Origin of the sequence: Microcoleus sp. SVA1B4 (assembly GCF_036700545.1) — a bacterium.
Taxonomy (GTDB): Bacteria; Cyanobacteriota; Cyanobacteriia; order Cyanobacteriales; family Microcoleaceae; genus Microcoleus.
Genome location: NZ_JAUBPB010000088.1, coordinates 1 through 23566, shown reverse-complemented (window position 1 = coordinate 23566; position 23566 = coordinate 1). Strand labels below are relative to the sequence as shown.

Below are 23566 nucleotides of genomic sequence, written 5' to 3'. Positions count from 1 at the left end.
ATTTAACAATTATTTACAAATTGTAGAAATTAAAGCCGTCCTAGAAGGACGGGGCTTTAGACCCACTTTTGCGGTAAATTCTTGTTGCGCCCTAATTGCCAGCCCAGCCGCACCCCCAAGAAGTGCTCGCCAGGAGTGCGGGTAACTCTCCTACCCAGTGAATGTAGGGCTTCTCGCGGTTAAGCTAAACTAGATGGGTGTCAAGAGAAAGAGGGATTTATGACAGAGCAAGCCAACGCTCGCGATTTGTTTCGCGCTGCTTACGAACACCGCTATACCTGGGATGCCAATTTTCCCGGTTACAGTGCCGATATTGAACTAAAACAGGGCGACGAAGTATATACGGGTCATGTTTCCATCAAACCCGACATGAGCGTGGAAGTCAGCGGCATTGAAGATGAGGAAGTGCAGCAAAGCGTCTACACCCAAATGCGCGATATTGTCACCCACCGCAAACGATCGACATTTGAAAAATCTCACGGCAAAAATAGCTTCACCCTGGGCGAGAAGGACAGCACCGACGCTGTGGATATTTTAGTGCAAGGCGACTCAATGGGGTCTAACTATAAAATCCGAGGTCTGTCAATTTGTCAAGTCAGCCGGGTGATGGGCCGCATGGCTTTCGTAATTGACACGCACAAAAGCTTAGAGACACCCGAAGGTTCTTTGGCCACCCACTACGATGCCGTTTTCCGCAACCCCCAAACAGACGAAATCATCAAAGAACTCGAATTTGAAGATACCTTTGACAAGATAGGCGACTATTATGTCATGACCAAGCAAGTAGTTCGATCGAAAGAAAAAGGTCAACTGACAACAACCGAGTTCAACTACTCCAACGTCAAACTGCTAGAACCAGCAGTAGTGTAGCGCGATCCAAAACCCGATTTCTTAAATAAAACGGGTTTTTTTGGATAACGTATCAGAATCAACTTGATTTGGCGGCAAGTAACGCTACGATCGAACGAGAGAGCTAATTGGGATCGAGCATCAGCGTAAGGAACCCCACGCCTAAAGGCGGAGGCTTTTAAGACTGTCCGGCTCTTTGAGCGGGATTGAATCGAGAGCTTACCTTACCAGCCTAAGTCTTTACTGACTACGTTTTTTGAGTCACGACACTCCTTGAATGCGAAGCTAGTTTTCCGCTCTGTCGCTAGTGGTTAAACATCTGTACAAGGGTTAAGGACGTGCTGCTAGCCTAACAAGCTCTTAAAACATTGGCGAAGCTAACATTACCCCGCAAGGGAGTTTGAGGCAACCATACCTCACTGGAGAGGCAACCATACCTCTCCAACCCCGAAAGGGGATTTTAATGCGACGGTCGTCGCTGCCGCTGTCCTCCCCATGCCTAAAGTCAGGGGCTTCTCGCTCGTTTTTCGGTGACAGAAACCGGGTTTGCTGCAGCCAGCTCATTTGAGTACGCAAGTCTTTTATCAAAAAACCCAGTTTCTTAAATCCCGCGCGGGTTGAGAATGCTGTCCTTGAGTCAAATCGAACTTTCATCACCTGCAAAAAATCATCACAGAGGCGAAATATGACACTAGCACTAACCAGAGATAACGTCGAAACAGTTCTCGATGAAATGCGCCCCTACCTGATATCCGACGGTGGCAACGTCGAACTCGTAGAAATTGACGGCCCAGTGGTACACCTGAGACTGCAAGGAGCTTGTGGCTCTTGCCCGAGTTCCACAATGACTCTGAGAATGGGGATTGAACGTCGCCTGCGCGAGGCTATCCCAGAAATTGCCGAAGTCGAACAGGTAATGTAATTAGTCAGTTGGCAATTGGTAGTTGGCAATTGGTAGTTGGCAGTTGACGGTTGACGGTTGACTGTTACCAATTACCAGTTGACGGTTGACTGTTGGCAGTTGGCTGTTAACAGTTGGCTGTTACCAATTACCAGTTGACTGTTGACTGTTACCAATTACCCAATTTAATTGCCAATTACCAATTACCCAATTTAATTACCAATTACCAATTACCAATTACCAAATTCAATTACCAATTACTAAATTCAATGTCTCACCCCCTTTATGTAGCCTTCATTTGGCACCAACACCAACCGCTCTACAAATCCAGAGTATCCGCTAGCGCAGGAGCAGCTCAGTACCGACTGCCTTGGGTGCGCTTGCACGGAGTCAAAGACTACTTGGATTTAGTGCTCCTTTTGGCAAAATATCCCAAGCTTCATCAAACCGTAAACTTGGTTCCCTCCTTGATTTTGCAGATAGAAGACTGCATCGCAGATAAAGCATTAGACCCTTACTTGACGGTGACATTAAAGTCAGCAGAAATTTTAACCCTCCCAGAACAAGAGTTCATTTTAGAACACTTTTTTGACGCCAATTACCACACTCTGATTCAGCCACACCCCCGCTACGCTCAACTCTACACTCAGCGGCAGGAAAAAGGCATTCAGTGGTGTTTGGAAAACTGGAAATTGCAGGATTTTAGCGACTTGCTGGCATGGCACAATTTAGCTTGGATTGACCCGCTGTTTTGGGACGACCCGGAGATTGCAGGGTGGCTGAAACAAGGACAAAATTTTAGTTTGGTAGACAGAAAAAACATCTACTCAAAACAAAAAGAAATCCTCGCTCGCATCATCCCCCAGCACCGTAAAATGCAAGCTGAGGGACAGTTGGAAGTCTCCACAACCCCCTACACGCACCCGATTTTACCGCTGCTTGCTGACACTAATGGCGGCCGCATAGCTATTCCAAACATGACGCTGCCACAACACCGGTTTCAGTGGGAAGAAGATATTCCCCGACACCTGAGAAAAGCCTGGGAAATGTATGAAGACCGGTTTGATTGCCAACCGCGCGGTTTGTGGCCGTCGGAACAAGCAGTCAGCCCGGAAATTTTGCCCTACATTGCCAAACAAGGCTTTAAATGGATTGTCTCGGACGAAGCAGTTTTGGGGTGGACAATTAAACACTTTTTCCACCGCGACGCGACAGGGAATGTCTACGAACCAGAATTTTTATATCGCCCTTACCGTTTAGAAACTCCTGACGGGGATTTAGCCATAGTATTTAGAGACCACAGATTGTCCGACTTGATCGGGTTTACCTACGGTTCGATGGAACCGGAAAAAGCAGCATCAGATTTAGTGGGACACTTAGAGGCGATCGGCAGAACTCTCAAAAACCGACAGTCCGAGGGTCAAACAGCTTTAGAAAATCCCTGGTTAGTTACGATCGCCCTCGACGGCGAAAATTGCTGGGAATTCTATCCCCAAGACGGCAAACCGTTCTTAGAATCCCTCTATCAAACTCTCAGCGACAATCCAGATATCAAATTAGTCACAGTCTCGGAATTTCTCGACAAATTCCCAGCAACCGAAACAATTCCCGCAGCCCAACTGCACACTGGTTCCTGGGTGGACGGTTCTCTCACAACTTGGATCGGCGATCCCGCGAAAAATCGCGCTTGGGACTTGTTAGAGCCTGCGAGACAAATGCTGGCAAACCATCCAGAGGCCACAGAAGAAAGCAACCCAGAAGCTTGGGAAGCGCTGTATGCGGCCGAAGGTTCCGACTGGTTCTGGTGGTTTGGCGAAGGCCACACGTCGAACCAAGATGCCATGTTCGACCAGCTATTTCGCGAACACGTAGCGGCGATTTACGAAGCTCTCGGCGAGCCTGTACCCCCGGAAGTGCGGCGGCAAGTAGAGGTGCACTCTGTTCAAGGCGACCACCTGCCGCTGAGCTTTATTCACCCGGTGATTGACGGTATCGGCAACGAACAGGATTGGGACAAAGCCGGTCGGATTGAAGTTGGGGGAGCAAGGGGTACGATGCACCGGAGTTCGGCAATTCAGCGCCTTTGGTACGGCGTTGACCACTTGAATTTTTACATTCGTGCCGACTTCAAGGTAGGGGTGCGGCCGGGAATTGATTGCCCGCAGCAGTTAAATTTGTTCTGGTTTTATCCCGATCGCACGATGAACAACAGTCTGATTCCGCTGTCGGGTTTGCCTGACGAAGCACCGCTAAATTATAGATACCACCATCAGTTAGAGATTAATTTGCTGACGAAATCGATTTGGTTTCAGGAAGCAGAAGAGGGCGATCAGTGGCAGCCCCGCATTAGCCGCGCTCAAGTGGGAGTGGATAAATGTTTGGAGGTAGCAGTGCCCTGGGCGGATTTGCAGATTATGCCCGACTGGCAGGTGAGGCTGATTGCGGTTTTATCGGATGGGAGTCGTTACTCTAGCTGTATGCCGTTCGATTCTTTGATTCCGATCGGAATGCCGTAAAAAGTCATTAGTCATTAGTCATTAGTCATTAGGCTGTAGGGGCGGGTTTCACGAGCAAAGTAGAACTGCTAACCCAAATACATATAAACCCGCCCCCGCCAACACTCATTCAACAGTCATTAGTCATTAGCCCTTGTTTGAAGGAACAAACAATTAAATAATTATCAATTATTATTATTGAATAGGGGCTTCTACTCTGGCTGCCTAATACCTTCATCATTCGGATCGCGTCCGGTCAATCTAGCGCTATAAAACTTGTGGGTAGTGAGGGCTTCAATACTCATAAAAAATAGGACTTTAGCCCTCACTACTAACGACTACTTAATTTACCGCACATCATATCATTAGTCATGGGGAAATTAACAAACTAATGAGCCGCATTTTACTATTGGTCGATCGCCACCAACAACTTAATTTGCCGAGCGCCCACCTCAACACCGAGCATGAGGTGATTGTACTCGATCGCGCTTTAAATCCCAACTCCGAATTTCCCATTCCCCAAATCGCTTTTGACTTGTGCATTCTCGACGAGGCCTCTTTCGATCGCATCGGGCCGCTGGTAGAATCATTAAAAACTGCCGCCGAACCGATATTTTTACCGTTCTTGCTGGTTAGTCAATCCCAAACGCCTGCTCTTTCTGAGCAGCCATTTTCGCAGCAGCCCAAACAACTCGAACGCAGAATAGACGATTTGATAGTAAGTCCCGTCGAACTCGCCCAACTGCATTGGCGGGTAGAGAATTTGTTGGCCCGCAGGCGGCAGTCGCTAGAAATCCACAGACTTCAGGAAATAATTAAAGAACGGACTTTTACAGAAAGTTTGTTAAAGGACTCGCTGCAAACGGCAAACGAAAACCTGCAACGGGAAATCGCCAAGCGGGCCGAGGTAGAAACTGCACTGCGAGAAAACTCCTATCTCAACTTGCTGATGAATGCCATGCCAGATATTGTCTGCTTCAAAGATGGCGAGGGCAGGTGGCAGGAGGCAAATCAAGCGATATTGGAAGTGTTCGAGCTAGAAAAAATAGACTACCGTGGCCTTAAAGATTCTCAGCTAGGAGAACTCAGCAGTTTTTACCGCGAGGCGTTACAGGCTTGCGAGGTGAGCGATCGAGAAGCGTGGGAAAAAGGTAAGCTTTCTAGGGGGGAAGAAATGATTCCCCGATCGGACGGTACTGTGAATATCTACGACGTGATTAAAGTACCCGTATTTCACCCCGACGGCAGACGCAAAAGTATCGTGATTTTGGGCCGCGACATCACCGAATACAAGCAAGCTAGAGACGAACTCGTGCGCTTGGCGTCGATTGTCGAGTCTTCCGATGACGGCATCGTCAGCAAAACCCTCACCGGGACAATTCAGAGCTGGAACACAGGAGCAGAGAAGATTTATGGCTACTGTGCGGCGGAAATCAAGGGGAAGTCTATAGAGATTTTAGCCATACCCGAACGCCCCAAGGAAATGCCTCAAATATTGGAAAATATTAGAGCTGGAGCCACCATCGACCATTATGAAACCGTACACTTGCGGAAAGATGGCCAACAGATAGATGTCTCCCTCACGATTTCTCCGATTAAAGACGCGACTGGAGCGGTAACGGGCGTTTCGACAATCTCTCGCGACATCAGCGACAGCAAGCGAGTCGAAAAAGCCTTTGAACAACTCCGCCACCAAACAGAAATGATTTTGTTCTCCGCAGGAGAAGGAATTTGCGGGTTGAACAAACAGGGAAAAGTAACTTTTGTCAATCCTGCGGCGGTGAGAATGGCTGGGTGCGAATCGAAGCAATTGATCGATCGACCGCTTTATGAAAGCTTACACCGTGCACAGCAAGAATGCTCAAGGGCGATCGAGCAACTGTCACCTGCAACAGACATCAATTCAGGCTCTGAACTTGTCCCCCACTGCGCCGCACAGCAGGCGGGCAAACGGCTTCCGAACCGGGTAAGTTCTCAAATTTTAGCCACCTTGGAAGACGGAGAGGCGCGGCGCGTCACCGATGAGATTTTTTGGCGGCGAGACGGCAGCAGTTTTCCGGTTGAGTACGTTGTCGCTCCGATGCGAGAACAAGGCGAAATTATTGGAGCTGTAGTGACTTTTAAAGATATCACGGAGCAGCTTGCCGTCGAGCGCATGAAAGATGAATTCATCTCTGTTGTCAGCCACGAACTGCGGACGCCGATGACCTCGATTCACGGCGCCCTCGGCCTCCTCAACAGCGGCCTGCTGGACGCTTACCCCCAGAAAGCTAAGCGGATGCTGGAGATTGCTGTCAGTAATACTGACCGTTTGGTGCGCTTGGTCAACGACATCCTAGATTTAGAGCGGATGGAGTCGAGTTACAGCACTGCTATCAAACAAACTTGCAATGTGGCTGAGCTGATGTTGCAGGCGGCTGACGAGATGCAGGGAATGGCGAAGCCGGCGGGAGTTACTCTGTCGGTGAAGCCTGTGGGGGCGCAATTGCAAGCTGTTCCCGATCGGCTAATTCAAGCCTTGACAAATTTACTAAGTAATGCTATAAAATTTTCTCCCTCCGGCGCTACGGTTTGGCTGAGCGGGGAGTTGAGCCACAATCTGGATTTGGCAGAAAAAGCAGCCCACAAGTCGGTGTCGTCTCCGTCTTTGTTGTCTCCTGAGCCGGCCGCCGCGCCTCCGCATATGCCAGTTTCGAGCTCGTGGTACATCGTGATTTCTGTGAAAGACCAAGGGCGGGGTATTCCGCCAGACAAGCTGGAGATGGTCTTTGAACGCTTTCAACAAGTTGATGCTTCTGATTCTCGCCAGAAAGGAGGAACTGGTTTGGGGCTGGCTATTTGTCGCAGTATCGTGCAGCAGCACGGGGGGCGGATGTGGGTGGAGAGTGTTGTGGGGGAGGGCAGCACTTTTTTCATAAGTCTGCCACTTCTTGCGGGAGGGGCTGGCAACTGAAAGTTAATTTCTACTCTGGTGTAACCAAAGTTAATGATTTTGTGCAGATTGTTTGTCGATGACTCGATCAAACAATCTCAGCCTTTTCAGAAGTTTGGGGACTGCGGGCCAAAAGCACAATTTGAGATCGAAAAGCGGCTTTTTTTGGGTGGGATATTGTACGGCAACCGCGCCAGACGGTTAGGATGTTCTTAGGTGAAACCCTGTCGCTCAATGGTAACTTCCTTGTTCCTTGTTCCTTGTTCCTTCAACATTTGCTATACAGTTTTGAAATTTTACTGTAAAGTCCGATCGGGTAAGATAATTTGCTTTACAAAATATTCACATTTAACCTCTAATCTACGATCAGTTCTCATTCATAAAAAAATGTTAATTTTGACTGCCAAGCGCATCTTGGTTATTGACGATGCGGAAGATATTCGGGAAGTAGCTCAAGTCAGTCTTGAGCTCGTGGGGGGCTGGGAAGTCATGACAGCGAGTTCGGGCCGCGAGGGCGTTGCTAAGGCTCTTGCCGAACAGCCTGATGCGATTCTATTGGACGTGATGATGCCCGACCAAGACGGGCCTACTACTTTTCTACAGTTACAAGCTAATAATGCTACGCAGCACATTCCGGTAATTTTATTGACAGCTAAGGCTCTGGCTGGGGACAGGCGGATGTTCGCTGATTTGGGGGTGGTGAGCGTGATTGCTAAGCCTTTTGAACCGATGTTTTTGGCGGCTCAGGTCGCTGAGGCTTTGGGCTGGGAGCAAGAATAGATCGATCGCGCGCATTGAATTGTGCAGCTTTTCAAGCAGTAGTTTTGCAGGCAAAGAGAGTTAAAAAAACTTGGTTTCTTGGATATGGTTCCTTAGATCGAATTAGGGCGATCGGACAGGATATATGTAGCAATTTAGACCCCGCACCTTTGGTCCGGTCAGCTTAAGACTCAAAACCTCAGTCCGGTATCAGTTTCCACCCTATCGGTATTGGGGTGAAATTGATACCAATAGGGATGCCTAAGTCCCTATTGGTAGTGCGTCCATTTAACCGAATTCGGCCTCAGCCATGAACTCAGTATTCCTACTGATTTATCCGCGAAATATAAGCTGGCAGGATTATTTTACTTTTTGTAACAACTCACTCGTCTTCATAAGTTCTTCAGGTTTTAGTTTTATGTTTAAGCAGAACGTCAGGGATCGCTCCTGACTGTTGGCAGACACATTGGGAGAAGACGATTATGCCCTCAGCTTACATTTTGCTACTAATAGTTTCTCTGGCAGCAGTCTGGATTTACTGGCAAACCTCTCAAGATATTTTTGTTCTTGTGGCTTGGGCCGGGCTGGGTTGTTTTATTTGGGGTTTCTCTTGGGCTCCTTGGAGCGTTCAGCTTTTGATTGTGGTGTTACTCTTGGGCCTCCAAAAGTGCTACTTGCGCGACGCCCAAAGCTATGAGTGAAAAAAAATTTTTATTTTTGTGCCTGGAATTGAGATGTGCAGGCTTTCGTGAATCTCTCTAATGATTGGGTTATCGCTCCATATCTTCAAAAAAGGTTTAAAATATCATGAATAGTTGCCCTTGTTGCTCCTCTAAATTGCTCCGCCACGCTCGCCACAATCGCGTTTATTGGTTCTGCTCGCACTGCTGGCAGGAAATGCCGGATCTGTCGGAGATGATTTTACGTAACAGCGTGCGGAATCACAAACGCGATGGTTTGGTGAAGGTTGCGAGTTTGACTCCTAAATTGAGGATTTTTGATTCTGTAGAAATTGCTTAGTTTCCTGGAGTTAGTCTCGCGATAAATATTGAGACTGAAAAGATTTTTGTTTGTGCCCTCAGTGGGATTTTTGGATAAAAAATGCACTCATCCCCTTCCGTGTGAAGTGAAGGGGACTTATTAGCGGGGGGGATGAGTGCACTTGTGATGGGGTCGATCGACTGAATTTCAGCTATTGTGTGCAGAAGAGCTGATTACATCAAACCGATTTGAGAGAGAATGCCTTGACCGGTGATGTATTCGGTAGCGAGGCCGATAACGAAGCCCAACATTGCCAAACGGCCGTTCCAGGTTTCAGCAAACTCAGTGAAGCCAACTTTTGCGTCTTTGTTTTCCATGACCATAAACCTCGTTTAATTTCAACCTTATGTAACTAAACTTAACACAGCAGTATAAAGTTTGCAACATATTTTTACATTTACTGTTCAAATGCCGGAGATAAGCCATTAATCTAGCGTGAATTAGCAGAGAATGATGGACTATTTACGCTATATCTAGCGTTTTTGTGTAATTCCTATGCAAGTAGAGAGTAGCAGGGGTATTTGTGTCAGATCAACTCAAAAAATTAAATTAGATTACCCCTTGACATCTAAGAGTTAAGGTGCCAGTATCAAAACAATACAGCTCAGATAGACACCCGCATTCAAAAGCAAAAAGTGTCGGTTAAGTCGTCTCAGCGGTAGGATGTGCAGATTTCGGGTAAGCGTCCTAAAGCCCCGTTGATATAGACATTCAAGTTAATGTCGTTTCAACTGGAATAAATAGGTCAGTTGGCACGACATTTGTTTGAATTTCTATATCAACGGGTTTTTAGGACGCCTGTCCGAAATCTGCATATCCTATCGCTGAGACGCTAACCAAGCAAGTACATACTAAATTAATAGTGTGTAAGTCAAGAGTTTTGTTAAATGGGAAATGTCCCTCTTGAGCAAACTCAAAAACAATACTTCTTTGGTTAGATGCTTAATTTATTGATGCTGTCCTGCAAACCTAGTTTTAGGACACAGAAAAATGACGAACCATCATTCAATCATTGGCAAACAGACCAAGCAGTCTCAGGCTTTAGTTTCTATTTACGTCGATCTTCAGAATGCAAACTCTATTAAACATCTAGGTAGTCTATTGCTAGAATTTGCCAAATTTCAGGGGAGCTTAATTGACGCAAAAGTCTACTACAATTCACTCTGTCCCGATCAAGTCTCTGCAAAAGACAAGCTACAAAACGTTGGTTTTAAATGTATCGATGTTCCCTGTCCTCTAAAAAATAGTGCAGATAATCAATTGATAGCTGACTGTCTTGAGGATATTGACAGCAATCAGTCTCCCGATACAGTTATCCTTTTATCAGGAGATGGGGACTTTATAAAATTGGTTCGCAACCTGCAAAAATTGGACAAAAAAGTTATAGTCTTTGCTGAGCAAGGTCAGATCAAACAAAGGCTGAAAGAACTTGTGGGTAGTGACTTCCACTTTCTGGATGAATTGCCTAGCTTGGTAGCGTCCAAGACTCAGCAGCAGATACAAAATATTCAGTGTCAACTCACTTACAGTGAGGCAGTTGAGTATTTGATGGAAGCTATAAAAACAGCATTAAGCAAAGGGAAGGGTACAGGATTAGGTTTTATTAACAACCTAATGTTGCAGCTTTTTCCCAAGTATCAGGGAGTAACTTTTGTCTACCAACATCAGGGAAAAACATTTTCACGCTTTAGCGAGTTGGTTAAGGCTGCCGTGAAAGATGGAAAAATCCGATTGCAGGATCAGCAATTGTTTGTAATAGAAGCAGACAGATTATCTGCATAAAGTTGCACAGTCCGCCAGGGAATGAATTCCCTGGCTCATAGCTAAAGTCGGTTGAAACCGACTGAATTACCGTTAAAAAAGACACAATCTTCAGTCCTCTTCAGAGGACTTTAGCTATGAGCCAGGGGTTTTAACCCCTGGCGGACTGGCGGACTAACGGACTAACGGACTAATAGTATAACGGCCAAATATCTGTTAAAAATTACCCCGCCGCAGATAGCAAAAATCCAGTTTATTTGATAAACTAGATTCTCCAAACCTACCGCTATCTGCGGCTCTTTCATGTCCACCTAATAACACCCAACTCCAAAAAAAGAATAAACATTCCCACCTCCCATGCAATTAACTAATCCAACAAAAGAAATACAAATGACCCTTCCCGAATTCAAAAATGAAAAACTGCTGCGCCAAGCACTAACCCATCGTTCCTACGTCAACGAAAACCCCACATTCCGCGAAGAAGACAACGAACGCTTAGAATTTCTTGGCGATGCTTTGCTCACTTTTCTCAGCGGCGAATATCTCTATCAGCGTCATCCTGAAATGGGAGAAGACCAACTGACTCGCCGACGTTCTGCATTAGTAGATGAAAAACAATTAGCCAGATTTGCTACTGAAATCAATTTAGATTTAAAAATGCGGCTGGGAAAAGGAGCTTATCGAGAAGGTGGGATTACTAATCCCAATTTGCTCAGCAGCACTTTTGAAGCATTTATTGGCGCTTACTATCTCGATACGCAAGATATGGACAAAGTTAGCCAGTTTGTGTGGCAAATGTTTGATTCGGTTCCCGAAAATGTGGTCGAAACTCGATCGACTGTAGACTCGAAAAATCGCTTTCAGGAATGGGTACAAGCCAATGGTGACACGACTCCCCCCAAATACGTGACAGTCCAAGCAGGAGGCACACCCCACAAGCCGGAATTTCTCGCTAAAGTTTATGTTGCAGAGAAACTCTATGGAGAAGGTAAAGGCAAAAGCAAAAAAGATGCTGAGAAAAATGCGGCTGAAGATGCGCTAGCAAAGCTGAAAAAACGCGGACTGATCTAAACTTGAAAACATCGGTAAAAACTACTAGCTTTTTTGTGCGATTCGGGCGTTGGCGAAGCTCTCGAAGACGATCGCCCGAATTGATGGCCAGAGCACACAATGGGCTATAATCAGGACTTGTGCAAGTGTTACCTCCGTCGATCGAGGGTTGCAATGGCAGAAATTCGTTGACGAGTACCCCAGTGTCGATCGTAATTTTGGGAAATATCAGAGCAATTCATGTCTACTCAAAACCAGACTACCCTAACTGTTGAAGAAGCACAGCAAATCCTCAAAGATTTCACTTGTCTGGATATGCAATCTGTAGCCTTGCCGCTGGAAAAAAAGGCACTCCGTCAAGCGATTTTGCTGGTAGCAAGTTTGTCGGATTATCAAATGTTGGGAGTGTGCGCTTCTTCGACGGATGAGGGGTTTTTAGCTTTAGAAGCTTATTTAAAAGCTTTGGGATATCAAGCTGTTTTAGATCCCAATGCTGTCTCGACCTTTGCGGGTTCGGTTTATATTAAGTTCAATACTTTGAAGGGGTCGTATTATGTTGACGGCTATCCCGGAACTTACCGGGGCGTTTTGATTTCGTGTCAATCTTCCTCAGAAGATGGAGTTAGTGGAACTTACGGTCATTTACCTCTCGATTTATTTGTTGATTAATTTGTCAGTAGTCAGTAGTCCGTAGTCAGTAGTCATTAGTCATTAGTCATTAGTCAGTAGTCATTAGTCAGTAGTCAGTAGTCAGTAGTCATTAGTCAGTAGTCAGTAGTCAGTAGTCAGTCGATCGATTAAATTGAATCAAAAACCGACTGAAAGCATCCAGGATACAAGCCCCCGGATTCATCCGTGGGGTCAATGCTTCAATCTAAAATTTAAAATCTAAAATCTAAAATCGATTGACTGATGCACCTTACTAAGCTGTAGGGTGCGTCAGCCGATCGCCCTTCGATTCAGTCGAATCAAACAGCGACTGACGCACCTTACTAAGATTAACCCTTACCAACGATCAATTCTGCATCTGGTGCCGGTGCGGTTTCTTCCGGCGGCAATCCCAAAATATCGCTGTACAAGTTGATGTATTTCCGGGCCGAAATATCCCAGCTAAAATCTTCTCTCATGCCGCGCTGTTGCAGTTCTCTCCACTTATCTTTGTAGCGGAAACCTTCCCAAGTTCTGATCATGCAGGTGAACAAGTCGAGGGGTTCGTAGCGATCGAAACAGTAACCAGTACCGGTATTGTCGATCGGGTTGTTGTGGGAAACGGTATCGACTAAACCGCCGGTGCGACGAACCATTGGCACGCACCCGTAGCGGAGGGCGAGCATTTGGCTGATGCCGCAGGGCTCGAAACGGCTGGGCATCAGGAAGCTGTCGCAGCCTGCGTAAACGCGCCGGGAAAGGGCCTCGTTGTAAAGTAGTTGGGTGGACATCCTACCGGGATAGCGGGCTGTCATTTGCCAGAGTTGGGTTTCGTAGTAGCGATCGCCCGTTCCGAGTACAATAAATTGAGCGTCGGTATAGGCCATGAACAGATCGAGCATTTGAATTATCAAATCCAATCCCTTCTGTTCTACCAGCCTTGTCACCATCCCGATCAAAAAGGCATTTTTATTCACTTCCAAACCGACTTCTTCTTGCAGCGCAATTTTATTAGCGGGGCGCTTTTCAATAGTATCAACACTAAATTGTTGATGGAGGTACTTGTCAGTTGCTGGGTTGTAAGATTCTGTATCAATTCCGTTCAAAATGCCCGATACTTTACCGCCGATGTAAGACAGCAAACCTTCCAAAGTTTCCCCATAAGCTGGGGTTTTGATTTGCTCGGCGTAAGTCGGCGAAACTGTATTTACTCGATCGGCAAACTGTACTGCAGCAGCCATTGTATTGTGACCTTGCATATACCAAGGACACCAAGTCATCTGCTCCAAACGCCAGCGCCACGGCCCTTGATAAGCTAAATTGTGAATAGTAAAAACCGTGCTGATATCGGGATCTTGGCTCATCCAAACAGGTATCATCCCCGTATGCCAGTCGTGACAGTGGATAATTTGGGGCTTCCAATGATTCCAGGCAAATTCAGCCGCAGCATTGGCAAAGAAAGTGAACCTCCAATCTTCATCTACACCGCCGTAAACGCGGCGCGGTAAGAAAGATGGATGTTGTAATAAGTATAAAGGTACATCGGTTCCCGGCAAAACAGTTTCAAACACCGAGAAGCTTTGGAACATGGCAGATCCATCCCAAACAGGTTTTTTGGGAACGTCCATTTTGTCGGGGACGAAACCGTAGTAGGGCATGAAGATGCGGACATCGTGGCCCATGCGCCGCAGAAATTTCGGCAAAGCGCCGACGACATCGCCCATACCGCCCACTTTGGCGAGGGGTGATGCTTCGGCGGATACAAATAAAATACGCATTATTTTTTTGTGTTCCTTGAGATTGTTACTCTAGAGTGAAATACCTAGCACTGACCTTCGGTCAGCGTGTAGGCTTCGTGTATCATCTGCCGTTGCTCTGTTAGGTATCTCATTACTGAGATTCGTCACTGAAGACGATCCGAGTCTGACACTGCATCTCTAGCTTTGCAGCCTTTATCCCTTCGTAGGGAACCCACGCAGAAGTCCTGTTTCCCAAGACCAAAAACTGTTTTCGTACAACAAACATGGTTTATATTTTACGGTAGGGCATTACCTTGCCAACCAGCGGTCTGTTTTTTCCCCCTTTCTCTCGCAGTTATCCTTGGTAAGCATACTATAGCTACTGTGACCTGTTGTTTGCAGTCGAGTGGGTGGGTCGCAACCACTTATATCTTACAAGTTTTTTTGCTAGAGAAACAGTAAATTGTCGCTCTTTTTCATATACCTTGCGAAAGCTTATATCCCAACGCCCAATTGAGTACAATTACAGCGTGGGACTTACGCCAATTGAGTTAAGGAAATAGCGATCGCCTTTTCCATCCCCTCTCAGAAAAAGGGCCATCGCCCGAATCACATATTACGGATAACTCCCGACTAATTCTGAGAATTGTCCTCAATAGTCTCCTCAAATCCCGCTAGAAAATCATCCAAAGCTTCAGAGGCGATCGCCAAATTAATACTGTCGGCATCTTCCAATCCCCACGTATTCACACCAACCACTTGACCAGCCATATTAATCAACGGGCCGCCGGAATTTCCCGGATTAATCGCCGCATCAGTTTGCAACACCTTCACTTCAGCAAAATCATCTTCTTCATCGTCGCCTTCTTCATATTCCTCTGGTTCGCGAATTGCACTCACAATACCTTGAGTTACAGTTGAAGCAAACTGCCCCAAAGGATTGCCCACAGCAATTACTCGATCGCCCACTTTCACATCCAAAGACAACTCTAGGGGAGGATATTCTTGGGGAGAGTCCACTTGTTCCCCTGTGTTCGGGTCGAAGGTAAAATCGCTAATTAAGAGTAATGCTAAATCTTCTTCGGCATTACCAGTAAACACCACCTCTGCCAATCTCAATTTTCCGTCATGAGTTTCCACTAAAACCTGTTCGATTTCATCTTCTTCATAGAAGTAATCTTCATCGGCAATATCTTCTACAACGTGATAGTTCGTGACAATTATGTCCGGCGATACAAAGAACCCGCTTCCTGAAGAAATCTCTTCTTCTGTATCCCAATCCATGACGTAAATTGAAACTACGGACGGCAAGACTTGCTCGACTACATCCGAAAAACTTCCGGCTTGAGTTTTGAACTCTTTCAATTGCTTCTGCAAAGCTTGTTGGTCTGCTTGCATTTTGCTATAGAGTTGCTGAACCTTTTTCACTTCCAGCTTTAATTGAGTTTCTCTAGCGCTCATAGTGGGCTTTTACCTGAAATAAATTGCTGATTAATTTTGGATGTTTGATTGTAGATTTTGGATGGAGAGGTTAAGAACTCTAGGACTTACGAAAAAAAACCGGTTTTTACCATAAATCTTGGGCTATACAGCGAGACTTACATCAGAAACCGGGTTGCTTAACACCCGTGCGGAGCGTCCTAAATTAGTCAGATATTTTTGAAATCTATCCCGCAAGCCCTACTTAAAATCCCATCAAAAATCTACAATCAGACTGCTACTCTACCTGTTTTGCCAAAGCAAACCGCCTGTTATTTTTATTCTACAAAAGGCGATATATCGCGTCTAAAAGCATTGACAAAGAGATGCGGATCGGTTTTAGGAACCACGTTGAACTTCGACAAATATTTCCTCCAAAATTGCACTAGCACCCTGTTGGCGCAGGCGGTGAGCGAGGTCAATTCCGATCATTTCAGCAGTCTCGGCGGCGCCGGAAACACTATCTTTGACGAATCGCTGGCCGTCGAGACTCGATACCATTCCGGTTAAGGTTAATTGACCGTTTTCTATTTTGGTATTGACGCCGATCGGCACTTGACAGCCGCCTTCTAATTCCCGCAGAAATGCGCGTTCAGCATAACATCTTTGGGCGGTTTCCGAGTGTTCGAGAGCTTTAATCAGTGCCATGATTTCTGTGTCTCCGGCGCGGCATTCGATGCCCAAAGCACCTTGTCCGACGGCGTGAAGGGAGATTTCAGCAGGGATAATTTGGTGGATGCGATCGCCCATTCCCAATCTTTCGAGGCCGGCAACTGCTAAAATAATCGCGTCGTAACCGCCCTCATCTAATTTAGCGAGTCGAGTATTGAGATTGCCGCGAATATCTTTAAATTCAAAATGAGGGAAATGATGCCGCAGTTGAGCCAGTCGCCGCAGAGAAGAAGTCCCGATTACTGAACCTTCTGGGAGGGTGTCGAGTTGCTTGTCTTTGTGCTTGGAGTGAACTACCAGGGCGTCAGCGGGATTTTCCCGTTCGGTGACGCATCCTAAAATTAAACCTTCGGGCAAATTGGTAGGCAAATCTTTGAGGGAATGAACGGCAAAGTCCGTTTCATTGTTAATCATTCCCGTTTCTAATTCTTTGGTGAAAAGTCCTTTATCGCCAATTTTAGCGAGGGCGACATCAAGAATTATGTCCCCTTGGGTGGACATGGTGTGGACTTCAAAAGTGTGTTGCGGGAAGTGTTTCTGTAGCTGTTCTTGCACCCAGTGGGTTTGCACGAGAGCGAGTTGGCTTTTGCGGGAACCGATGCGAACGGTTCGGGAAGGGGCAGATGTGGTTGGGGACATAAGATCGATCGGAGGATAGCTTGAAATCAGCCAATATATTCACCTGATCTAGCGTACCGCAGGTGGGGACTTTAATTGCTGGTTGGGATAATTCGGGCGATAAAAGAGAAATACCAGATTTTGACCGCCTGTTTGAAAAAAGGATGCAACGGTAGGCAAGCTCCAAACCTTTACATAATAAGCCATTGCCAATCTAAAATCTAAAATCTAAAATCTAAAATGGTAGGACTGCCCGTAGCAGTGATTCCTGATGATGTTTCCCATCTAGCATTGGGCGTCGCTGGCACGGGGGCGATCGACATTCTGAAGCAAAGCCTGCGGGCGATGTAAGATTTACCTAGGGTCGAGCCGGATGAACCTGCTTGACATGAGGAGTTAGCTTAGCTGCTGCGAGAAAGAATTAGCTCAAAGGTTGCGAGATTTGGGGATAGAAATGTAGTTGCGAGGGGAAAAGGGCGATCGAAGTTGCGATCGTACTTCTAAAGCCACCAAATAGCTTACCATCAAAAGTGAATTTGTCAAATTACTAAAATCCTAAAACTATGAAAAGTGCTCTTGAAGTAGCTCGTTACTTTTTATGTCGTGTCGATCGAGAAGCAGGCGATACCATTTCTCCTCTGAAACTGCAAAAGCTCGTCTATTATGCACAAGCTTGGAGTTTAGTCTTTAGAAGCCAGCCGCTATTTGATCAAGATATTGAAGCTTGGGTTTCCGGCCCCATTGTCCGCGATGTTTGGGATGAGTACAAAGCTTACAAATATAGCGATATTCCCGCTCCCGATAATTTTGAAGAAGAATTTGATGAAGATGAAATCGAGGTTCTCGAAGAAGTTTGGAATGCTTATGGAGAATTAAGTGCTAAACATCTTGCAGAATTGACCCAATCAGAGACACCTTGGCTCAACGCTCGCCAGGGATTAGAACCTGCCGAAACATCAACTAAAATCATCTCCCGCGAGGATATGAAATCCTGCTATGCACCTTTGGTGGAGGCGTAAGTGGGGAAAAAAAGTCAAATACCCAAGCCATCTCAAAAAAAGCAAGCAAGCAGAATTCCAGAGCAAGCAACTCAGTTAAATCGACCAAGCAGTACAGATGATGAGCATCCTAGCTTCAGATTTACCTATGCAGATAAAAATCGTTGGCTTTTGTCTGACTGGACATCATCAGAAATCAATGACCTAATTGAAGGACTAAAGAAAATTGAGAAATATACTTGGGGTCAAATCAAAGGTCACGGCTCAAAAAAACGAGGTGAATCAGTGGGAACTGGTTATAAGTTGATTAACATTCATCCGACTTTGCCGGACAATATGCCTGAAGATGAGAGGTTATCCGAAATGCGAATTGATGAGAAAAAACGGATATTTTGGTTTCGCGTTCAATCTGTTTACTACATCATTTGGTTTGACCGCGACCATTCAGTTTGTCCAGAATAAAGTTTATGAGGAGTGAAAAGGTCGATTCCTTACCATGCCGGAACGCACGCGCGTTCGGGATAGCTTCGCTCGCGCGTACCTTTGCCATTTCTCACCCAAATTTAACGTTGGCCTGCTTGAAGTGCAGAATTTGCTATCTGGACAACTTCTTGCTGCCGTGCGTTTTTCCTTGTGACTCGGTACAGTACCCCCAGCCTTTGCCACTCAACAAAAGCAGTGCAGTAAGCACCGCAATTATTGAAATAAATCCCCCTGAATCCGCCCGCCAATTCAACGCTTCTGTAAGTATCCTGCGGCAATCGCGAAGGAGGCGAAAACGGTTCATTTCTTTTAGCTTCGATTGTGCCGAAATAACAGGCTCCCGCGCGGCATCCTTTGCCTAAATACATTCCCACAATGTAACCGTGGGAACCTGCTTGCACATCAAAATCAAGTTGCTGAATGTCAGGTAAAGGAAGTCTACTCGGAAGAAAAACAGGCACTCGCGTTTTGCCTTTGATTTGTCTAAAGATGTTACTCGCAGGAAAACGACTGTTAGCTTGGTTCGCACCTGAGTTATCGGGGATGGGGGGCAACTTTTGCACAAAATTCCTCCACTGCACAACTCTATTTTTAGCAATGTTAAAAGTGGGAATAGAGTATTTTTCTAGCGCAAAAGAAGGGCGACCGTTTGTCAGGTTGAAGTTGCGGCGAATCACTGTAATTTCGGGTTTGCCTAAGCCGTAAGCTGTGGCTATGGAACGGGCGAGATTGCAGCTAATTTTGAAGCGTCCCATCTCAATACTGCCATTTTCCGCTTGATAAGACCAAGTGTAACCCTCAGAAGCACGATCGCGATCGCACAGAAAATGAGAAATCTCAAACATCTTGGCAATATGAACATCGTACAACCGCAACTTGCGGCTGCCGGCAGATTTTGCAGTGTTGCGATCGGGCACAATAAATTGTATCGGTTGCCAGCTATCTTCAGGGGAATAATTAAACCAGCGGATTTCTGTAATCGGGAGTTCAGTCCTTGCTAACGCTGAGTTTGGTGTCAAAGGTGCGATGGTAAAAGCAGTCACCACACAAGCAAAAATCGCCGCAAATAGCCATCTTCCCCTCATCCTGATTTCCCCCTAAGTAGGTCAGCGCAAAAAAACCATAGCATCTTGTAAGAGGCGAGTGCGAGTTAATATCTCTCATACAAATCTCTCATACAATAACGGTAAGGTGTGCCGTACACACCCTACAGATAGAAGTTGTGCGTCCCCGACTACAAAACTTAACGCTTCCGAGCTAGAATAGCAGAATTTGCTATTAAAATTAAATCAGATTCTCGTCCGTTCTTAAGGGCTACGGTATACATAAAACCCCGATTTTTCCACTCAAGAGTTGCTGTGCAGTAAGCCCCGCAACCATTGTGAAAAACTCCTTTCACTCGGTCAGCCAGTTGAACATTTTTTAAAGTCTTAGTTACCCCTTCTACTTTAGTAGAAAACTCACCGCCTTTCTGACCTCGAATTTCCCCAAAAGAGCAAGCTCCCGCACCTCGGCAATCTGCTGTATACTCCATAGAAATAGTATAGCTGTCCACTTCCGCTTGGCTTTGATAGTAAAGCTTCTGCGAAATAGGAAGCCGACTGGGGAGGAAAATTGGTACTTGTGTTTTGCCTTTTAACTTTTGCAAAATTTGACTTACCGGAACAACAGTACCCGCTACAGCAACAGATTTTGTTTCCGGCGGTAGCTGCGACAATTCGCACGCACCAAAAACTCGCGATACAGGTACTAAAGCAGTCAATACACACGCCGAAGTCGCCAAAAGTAATAATTTATTGTTCACTGTGTTTTTCCCTGATGTCGAAACAGTCCTGTTTTTCGGTGAAGCACATTCACCTATTTACAACGATACTCGAAAATACCAAACTCCCAATAGGCATTCCGCAAAAAAGCAACTTTAACTTTTTTTTTACAAATTCCCTAAAATATGCAGTTACAGATAAAATAGAAAAGGCGACAATTTTAGGAATAGAACGTGGAACTACAAGAGTATTTACGTCAGCACGGATTGGAAACTTTGTCCGAAACTTATCATATCAAAGTTACCCGCCACCGCCAATATCCCGATTTAGTCTGTCTGAAATACTCGCAGATAGAATCTCCCCTGGGCGAAAAAATAGTCCAGCAATGCCGAGGCATTATTTTAGATTCATCTCAAGATTGGCAGATAGTTTCTTATCCCTACGACAAATTTTTTAATTACGGGGAAGGGCACGCCGCTGCAATTGATTGGAGTCATGCCAAAGTTTATGAAAAACTAGACGGTTCTCTGACTGTACTGTATTTTTACAAGGGAGAATGGAGAGTGCAATCTAGCGGCACTCCCGACGCCGCCGGCGAAGTTAACGGTTTTGGATTCAGCTTTGCCGAACTTTTTTGGAAAGTTTGGCAAGAATTGGGATATCAATTGCCACAAGAAACCGACCAGTGTTTTATCTTTGAGTTGATGACGCCTTACAATAGAATAGTTGTCCAGCAACAAAACAATCAAATCGTGCTGCACGGGGTTCGCAACACTCAAACGCTACTAGAAACCGATCCGAGTATTTGGGCACATAAATACGGATGGGAATTGGTCGCATCCTATCCTTTAACTAGCTGGAAAGAAGTTATCGAAGCGGCTCAACATTTAGATCCGATGAACTCGGAAGGGTATATTATCTGCGACGCTAACTTCAACCGAGTTAAAGTTAAGTCTCCGCAATATGTCGCTATTTCTCATCTCCGCGAAGGATTCTCGACCCGCCGCATGATAGAAATTGTTTTAACTAATGAAGGAGAAGAGTTTTTAGCTTATTTTCCTGAGTGGAGTGAGTTGTATCAACAAGTTAAGGACAAATATCAATCTTTGGTTGGAGAAATCGAGGAAGCTTACCGACAGCACGAACATATCGAAGTTCAGAAAGATTTTGCATTAGCTGTGAAACATTTGCCCTATTCCGGGATTTTGTTTTCTTTGCGGGCCCGAAGAGTTGCGGGAGTGAAAGAAGCTCTCCGTGATGTTACTATTCATAAAATAGAAGAGTTATTGGGTTTAGATTACATCCATTTAGGTTTGTAGAAGAAGGAAGGCACGACACGGATACACGGATTAATTATCGAGCGTGAGGCAGATGTTGAAGGAAGAGGGAAGTTCGGCAACGGATTATGTAACGGATGTAACGGATGGAATGAAGAGGTAAGCTGTTGCGCGTTTAAATTGCATATTCTGGACGGGCTAGAAGCCCATCCCACAATAATTTGAGTGATTTTTGACACACAATTTAAATGGAGAACAGCTTAAGTATTTAAACAATGCCCAATGCCCAATGCCCAATGCCCAATTACCAATTGCCAATTACCAATTGCCATGAAAAGAGTTATTGTACTTGTCGGTTTACCTGCTTCGGGAAAATCTCAATTTGCTAGGGAATTGCTGCTGTCTGAACCTGCCAAGTGGGTGCGTAGCAATAAAGATATGCTCAGAGAAATGGCTCACGCTTCTCATTGGTCGCCTGCAAATGAAAAGTTTATTTTGCAGTTGAGAGATACGATTATTTTGATGGCTTTGGAAAGCGGCAAGCACGTCATTGTAGATGATACTAATTTTGGCCCGCACATCGAGCATATCAAGGAGTTGGTTAAAGGTAAAGCCCTTGTCGAAGTTAATGATTCTTTCCTGCAAGTTCCGGTTGAGGAATGTATTAAACGGGATTTGAAAAGACTTAATTCGGTGGGCAAAGATGTGATTATGAAGATGTACAATAAGTACGTGCGGGTTCCCGTTGTGCCGCCGGAATATAACCCGGATTTGCCGGATGCAATTATTGTTGATATGGACGGTACGCTGGCACTTCTCAATGGCAGAAATCCTTTTGATGCTTCGACGTGCGATCGCGATTTGCCCAATCAGCCCGTCTTAGATACCGTTCGCAAGTGGCAGTCGAGCGTTAATATTATTGTAGTGTCGGGCCGCACAGATGATTGTCAGCCTCAAACTGAGAAATGGTTGCAGCAGTACGAGGTTAATTATGCCGCTCTTTATCTGCGGAAAACTGGAGATATGAGGAAGGATGCGATTATGAAGGAAGAGTTGTATCGGCAGCATATTGCAGGGAAATATAATGTTAAGTTTGTCTTGGACGATCGCCAGCAAGTTGTTGATATGTGGAGAGGCTTGGGATTGACGGTATTCCAAGTAGATGAAGGGGATTTTTAAGGCAGGGTTTGTTTGACAATTGTCCCATGCCTAATGCTATAATCAAAGTAACATTACAAAAAATTTTGTTATGATAGCCATTCCCCAAGCACCCCAAAAAATGACGGTTGAGGAATACCTAGAATGGGAAGCTCAACAAGAGATTCGCCACGAATATGTCAACGGCGAAGTTTTTGCCATGACGGGCAGTACAATTCCCCATAACGATCTTGCACTTAACTTTTACAGGAACTTGTACCCACATCTGCGTTCCAGAGGCTGTCGGATCAACGTGTCAGATGTGAAATTGCAAGTCAGTTTTCAAAGCCGTTACTACTACCCTGATGTGATAGTCAGTTGCGATTCAGAAGACATTAATTCGCGCAATTTTATTCAGAACCCTAAAATTATTGTGGAAGTTCTTTCTCCCAGTACAAGTGCTAAAGATCGGGATGAAAAATTCACTTGTTACCTAAAAATTCCGACTTTGCAAGAGTATATCTTGATTGATTCACAAAAGATTTTTGTTGAGCGTTACTGTCGGGGAGAGGGCAGAATGTGGCTGTACTATTCTTACACTGCTGGGGAGATTATCACTTTATCAAGCATTGAGGTTGATTTGCCGATCGCACTTTTGTATGAAGGTGTTGGATTTGAAACAGAAACAGAAACGTAAATGGGAATATTGAAAACCGCAATCTCTGTAGGGGCGGGTTCACCGAAATCTTTAACACAAATCAAACAATCTGATAAACCCGCCCTCCAACGCCCAATTTTACATCAACATTTGATTCAATAAATTAATGGTAAATTTGTATTTTCTATCGGGTGGGGGCGGGTTTAGGAGATTATTAATTTTTTCCATAGATGGTTGGTGAACCCGCCCCTTGTATCTTAAAAGAGTCAGTCAGGCGACCGAGCTGTCACTCAGGCGATCGAGCTG

At 45.5% G+C, this 23566-nt stretch carries 21 protein-coding genes; 15 read left to right on the top strand and 6 right to left on the bottom strand.

Annotated features, from left to right (window positions below):
• The first annotated feature begins 219 nt into the window (after positions 1-219).
• From QT987_RS26900 to QT987_RS26870, 7 genes are all read left to right on the top strand, one after another.
• Positions 220-870 (top strand): DUF3386 domain-containing protein, encoded by a 651-nt coding sequence (locus QT987_RS26900; protein ID WP_333246272.1) that lies wholly within the window; start codon positions 220-222, stop codon positions 868-870.
• A gap of 664 nt (positions 871-1534) precedes the next feature.
• Entirely contained in the window at positions 1535-1771 is a 237-nt protein-coding gene (locus tag QT987_RS26895; RefSeq protein WP_006632519.1) for a NifU family protein, read from the top strand.
• A 248-nt stretch (positions 1772-2019) separates the two neighbouring features.
• Positions 2020-4266 carry a glycoside hydrolase gene (locus QT987_RS26890; RefSeq protein WP_333246270.1) on the top strand — a complete coding sequence of 749 codons (2247 nt, stop codon included), beginning with the start codon at positions 2020-2022 and terminating at the stop codon, positions 4264-4266.
• Between the two features lie 370 nt (positions 4267-4636).
• Positions 4637-7198 carry a PAS domain S-box protein gene (locus tag QT987_RS26885; RefSeq protein ID WP_333246268.1) on the top strand — a complete coding sequence of 854 codons (2562 nt, stop codon included), beginning with the start codon at positions 4637-4639 and terminating at the stop codon, positions 7196-7198.
• Positions 7199-7564: 366 nt separating this feature from the next.
• Complete coding sequence (locus QT987_RS26880) at positions 7565-7957, top strand: response regulator (RefSeq protein ID WP_333246266.1); 393 nt, start codon at positions 7565-7567, stop codon at positions 7955-7957.
• 461 nt (positions 7958-8418) lie between these two features.
• Positions 8419-8637 (top strand): hypothetical protein, encoded by a 219-nt coding sequence (locus QT987_RS26875; protein ID WP_333055882.1) that lies wholly within the window; start codon positions 8419-8421, stop codon positions 8635-8637.
• 106 nt (positions 8638-8743) lie between these two features.
• Entirely contained in the window at positions 8744-8956 is a 213-nt protein-coding gene (locus QT987_RS26870; protein ID WP_333055883.1) for a hypothetical protein, read from the top strand.
• A 194-nt stretch (positions 8957-9150) separates the two neighbouring features.
• Here the strand turns inward: QT987_RS26870 and QT987_RS26865 are convergent, their stop codons facing one another.
• Complete coding sequence (locus QT987_RS26865) at positions 9151-9294, bottom strand: chlorophyll a/b-binding protein (protein WP_096831166.1); 144 nt, start codon at positions 9292-9294, stop codon at positions 9151-9153.
• A 673-nt stretch (positions 9295-9967) separates the two neighbouring features.
• Here QT987_RS26865 and QT987_RS26860 point away from each other — a divergent pair.
• The 3 genes from QT987_RS26860 to QT987_RS26850 all read left to right on the top strand — a co-directional run bounded on the left by QT987_RS26860 (position 9968) and on the right by QT987_RS26850 (position 12457).
• Complete coding sequence (locus QT987_RS26860) at positions 9968-10759, top strand: NYN domain-containing protein (protein ID WP_333246265.1); 792 nt, start codon at positions 9968-9970, stop codon at positions 10757-10759.
• A 369-nt stretch (positions 10760-11128) separates the two neighbouring features.
• A complete protein-coding gene (gene rnc / locus QT987_RS26855; RefSeq protein WP_333246263.1) occupies positions 11129-11809 on the top strand; it encodes a ribonuclease III in 681 nt (226 codons plus the stop codon).
• Between the two features lie 219 nt (positions 11810-12028).
• Positions 12029-12457 (top strand): DUF1824 family protein, encoded by a 429-nt coding sequence (locus tag QT987_RS26850; RefSeq protein WP_333246261.1) that lies wholly within the window; start codon positions 12029-12031, stop codon positions 12455-12457.
• Positions 12458-12786: 329 nt separating this feature from the next.
• Here QT987_RS26850 and glgA read toward each other — a convergent pair whose 3' ends face one another.
• From glgA to hemC, 3 genes are all read right to left on the bottom strand, one after another.
• Positions 12787-14214 (bottom strand): glycogen synthase GlgA, encoded by a 1428-nt coding sequence (glgA, locus tag QT987_RS26845; RefSeq protein ID WP_333055887.1) that lies wholly within the window; start codon positions 14212-14214, stop codon positions 12787-12789.
• 594 nt (positions 14215-14808) lie between these two features.
• Entirely contained in the window at positions 14809-15636 is an 828-nt protein-coding gene (locus QT987_RS26840; protein ID WP_333055889.1) for a S1C family serine protease, read from the bottom strand.
• 357 nt (positions 15637-15993) lie between these two features.
• Positions 15994-16965 carry a hydroxymethylbilane synthase gene (gene hemC, locus QT987_RS26835; protein ID WP_333055890.1) on the bottom strand — a complete coding sequence of 324 codons (972 nt, stop codon included), beginning with the start codon at positions 16963-16965 and terminating at the stop codon, positions 15994-15996.
• 542 nt (positions 16966-17507) lie between these two features.
• Between hemC and QT987_RS26830 the strand changes: the two genes are divergently transcribed.
• Positions 17508-17963 carry a type II toxin-antitoxin system antitoxin SocA domain-containing protein gene (locus QT987_RS26830; RefSeq protein WP_333246259.1) on the top strand — a complete coding sequence of 152 codons (456 nt, stop codon included), beginning with the start codon at positions 17508-17510 and terminating at the stop codon, positions 17961-17963.
• Positions 17964-18404 (top strand): hypothetical protein, encoded by a 441-nt coding sequence (locus QT987_RS26825; protein ID WP_333246258.1) that lies wholly within the window; start codon positions 17964-17966, stop codon positions 18402-18404. It abuts the gene before it with no gap.
• A gap of 101 nt (positions 18405-18505) precedes the next feature.
• Here the strand turns inward: QT987_RS26825 and QT987_RS26820 are convergent, their stop codons facing one another.
• Together QT987_RS26820 and QT987_RS26815 are read right to left on the bottom strand one after the other, a co-directional pair.
• Positions 18506-19510 (bottom strand): hypothetical protein, encoded by a 1005-nt coding sequence (locus QT987_RS26820; protein ID WP_333246255.1) that lies wholly within the window; start codon positions 19508-19510, stop codon positions 18506-18508.
• A 158-nt stretch (positions 19511-19668) separates the two neighbouring features.
• Entirely contained in the window at positions 19669-20229 is a 561-nt protein-coding gene (locus QT987_RS26815) for a hypothetical protein (RefSeq protein ID WP_333246254.1), read from the bottom strand.
• A 192-nt stretch (positions 20230-20421) separates the two neighbouring features.
• Here QT987_RS26815 and QT987_RS26810 point away from each other — a divergent pair, with 192 nt between their 5' ends.
• The 3 genes from QT987_RS26810 to QT987_RS26800 all read left to right on the top strand — a co-directional run bounded on the left by QT987_RS26810 (position 20422) and on the right by QT987_RS26800 (position 23299).
• Positions 20422-21507, top strand: a complete 1086-nt coding sequence (locus QT987_RS26810) for a T4 RnlA family RNA ligase (protein ID WP_333246252.1) — start codon at positions 20422-20424, stop codon at positions 21505-21507.
• Between the two features lie 288 nt (positions 21508-21795).
• Complete coding sequence (locus QT987_RS26805; RefSeq protein ID WP_333246250.1) at positions 21796-22644, top strand: phosphatase domain-containing protein; 849 nt, start codon at positions 21796-21798, stop codon at positions 22642-22644.
• Between the two features lie 70 nt (positions 22645-22714).
• A complete protein-coding gene (locus QT987_RS26800; protein WP_333246248.1) occupies positions 22715-23299 on the top strand; it encodes a Uma2 family endonuclease in 585 nt (194 codons plus the stop codon).
• The last annotated feature ends 267 nt before the right edge of the window (positions 23300-23566 follow it).

Bases quoted from the DNA above. Each gene is read 5' to 3' on its own strand.
- QT987_RS26900 (WP_333246272.1), top strand. From the start codon at position 220: ATGACAGAGCAAGCCAACGCTCGCGATTTGTTTCGCGCTGCTTACGAA.
- QT987_RS26895 (WP_006632519.1), top strand. From the start codon at position 1,535: ATGACACTAGCACTAACCAGAGATAACGTCGAAACAGTTCTCGATGAA.
- QT987_RS26890 (WP_333246270.1), top strand. From the start codon at position 2,020: ATGTCTCACCCCCTTTATGTAGCCTTCATTTGGCACCAACACCAACCG.
- QT987_RS26885 (WP_333246268.1), top strand. From the start codon at position 4,637: ATGAGCCGCATTTTACTATTGGTCGATCGCCACCAACAACTTAATTTG.
- QT987_RS26880 (WP_333246266.1), top strand. From the start codon at position 7,565: ATGTTAATTTTGACTGCCAAGCGCATCTTGGTTATTGACGATGCGGAA.
- QT987_RS26875 (WP_333055882.1), top strand. From the start codon at position 8,419: ATGCCCTCAGCTTACATTTTGCTACTAATAGTTTCTCTGGCAGCAGTC.
- QT987_RS26870 (WP_333055883.1), top strand. From the start codon at position 8,744: ATGAATAGTTGCCCTTGTTGCTCCTCTAAATTGCTCCGCCACGCTCGC.
- QT987_RS26865 (WP_096831166.1), bottom strand. From the start codon at position 9,294: ATGGAAAACAAAGACGCAAAAGTTGGCTTCACTGAGTTTGCTGAAACC.
- QT987_RS26860 (WP_333246265.1), top strand. From the start codon at position 9,968: ATGACGAACCATCATTCAATCATTGGCAAACAGACCAAGCAGTCTCAG.
- rnc (WP_333246263.1), top strand. From the start codon at position 11,129: ATGACCCTTCCCGAATTCAAAAATGAAAAACTGCTGCGCCAAGCACTA.
- QT987_RS26850 (WP_333246261.1), top strand. From the start codon at position 12,029: ATGTCTACTCAAAACCAGACTACCCTAACTGTTGAAGAAGCACAGCAA.
- glgA (WP_333055887.1), bottom strand. From the start codon at position 14,214: ATGCGTATTTTATTTGTATCCGCCGAAGCATCACCCCTCGCCAAAGTG.
- QT987_RS26840 (WP_333055889.1), bottom strand. From the start codon at position 15,636: ATGAGCGCTAGAGAAACTCAATTAAAGCTGGAAGTGAAAAAGGTTCAG.
- hemC (WP_333055890.1), bottom strand. From the start codon at position 16,965: ATGTCCCCAACCACATCTGCCCCTTCCCGAACCGTTCGCATCGGTTCC.
- QT987_RS26830 (WP_333246259.1), top strand. From the start codon at position 17,508: ATGAAAAGTGCTCTTGAAGTAGCTCGTTACTTTTTATGTCGTGTCGAT.
- QT987_RS26820 (WP_333246255.1), bottom strand. From the start codon at position 19,510: ATGAGGGGAAGATGGCTATTTGCGGCGATTTTTGCTTGTGTGGTGACT.
- QT987_RS26805 (WP_333246250.1), top strand. From the start codon at position 21,796: ATGAAAAGAGTTATTGTACTTGTCGGTTTACCTGCTTCGGGAAAATCT.
- QT987_RS26800 (WP_333246248.1), top strand. From the start codon at position 22,715: ATGATAGCCATTCCCCAAGCACCCCAAAAAATGACGGTTGAGGAATAC.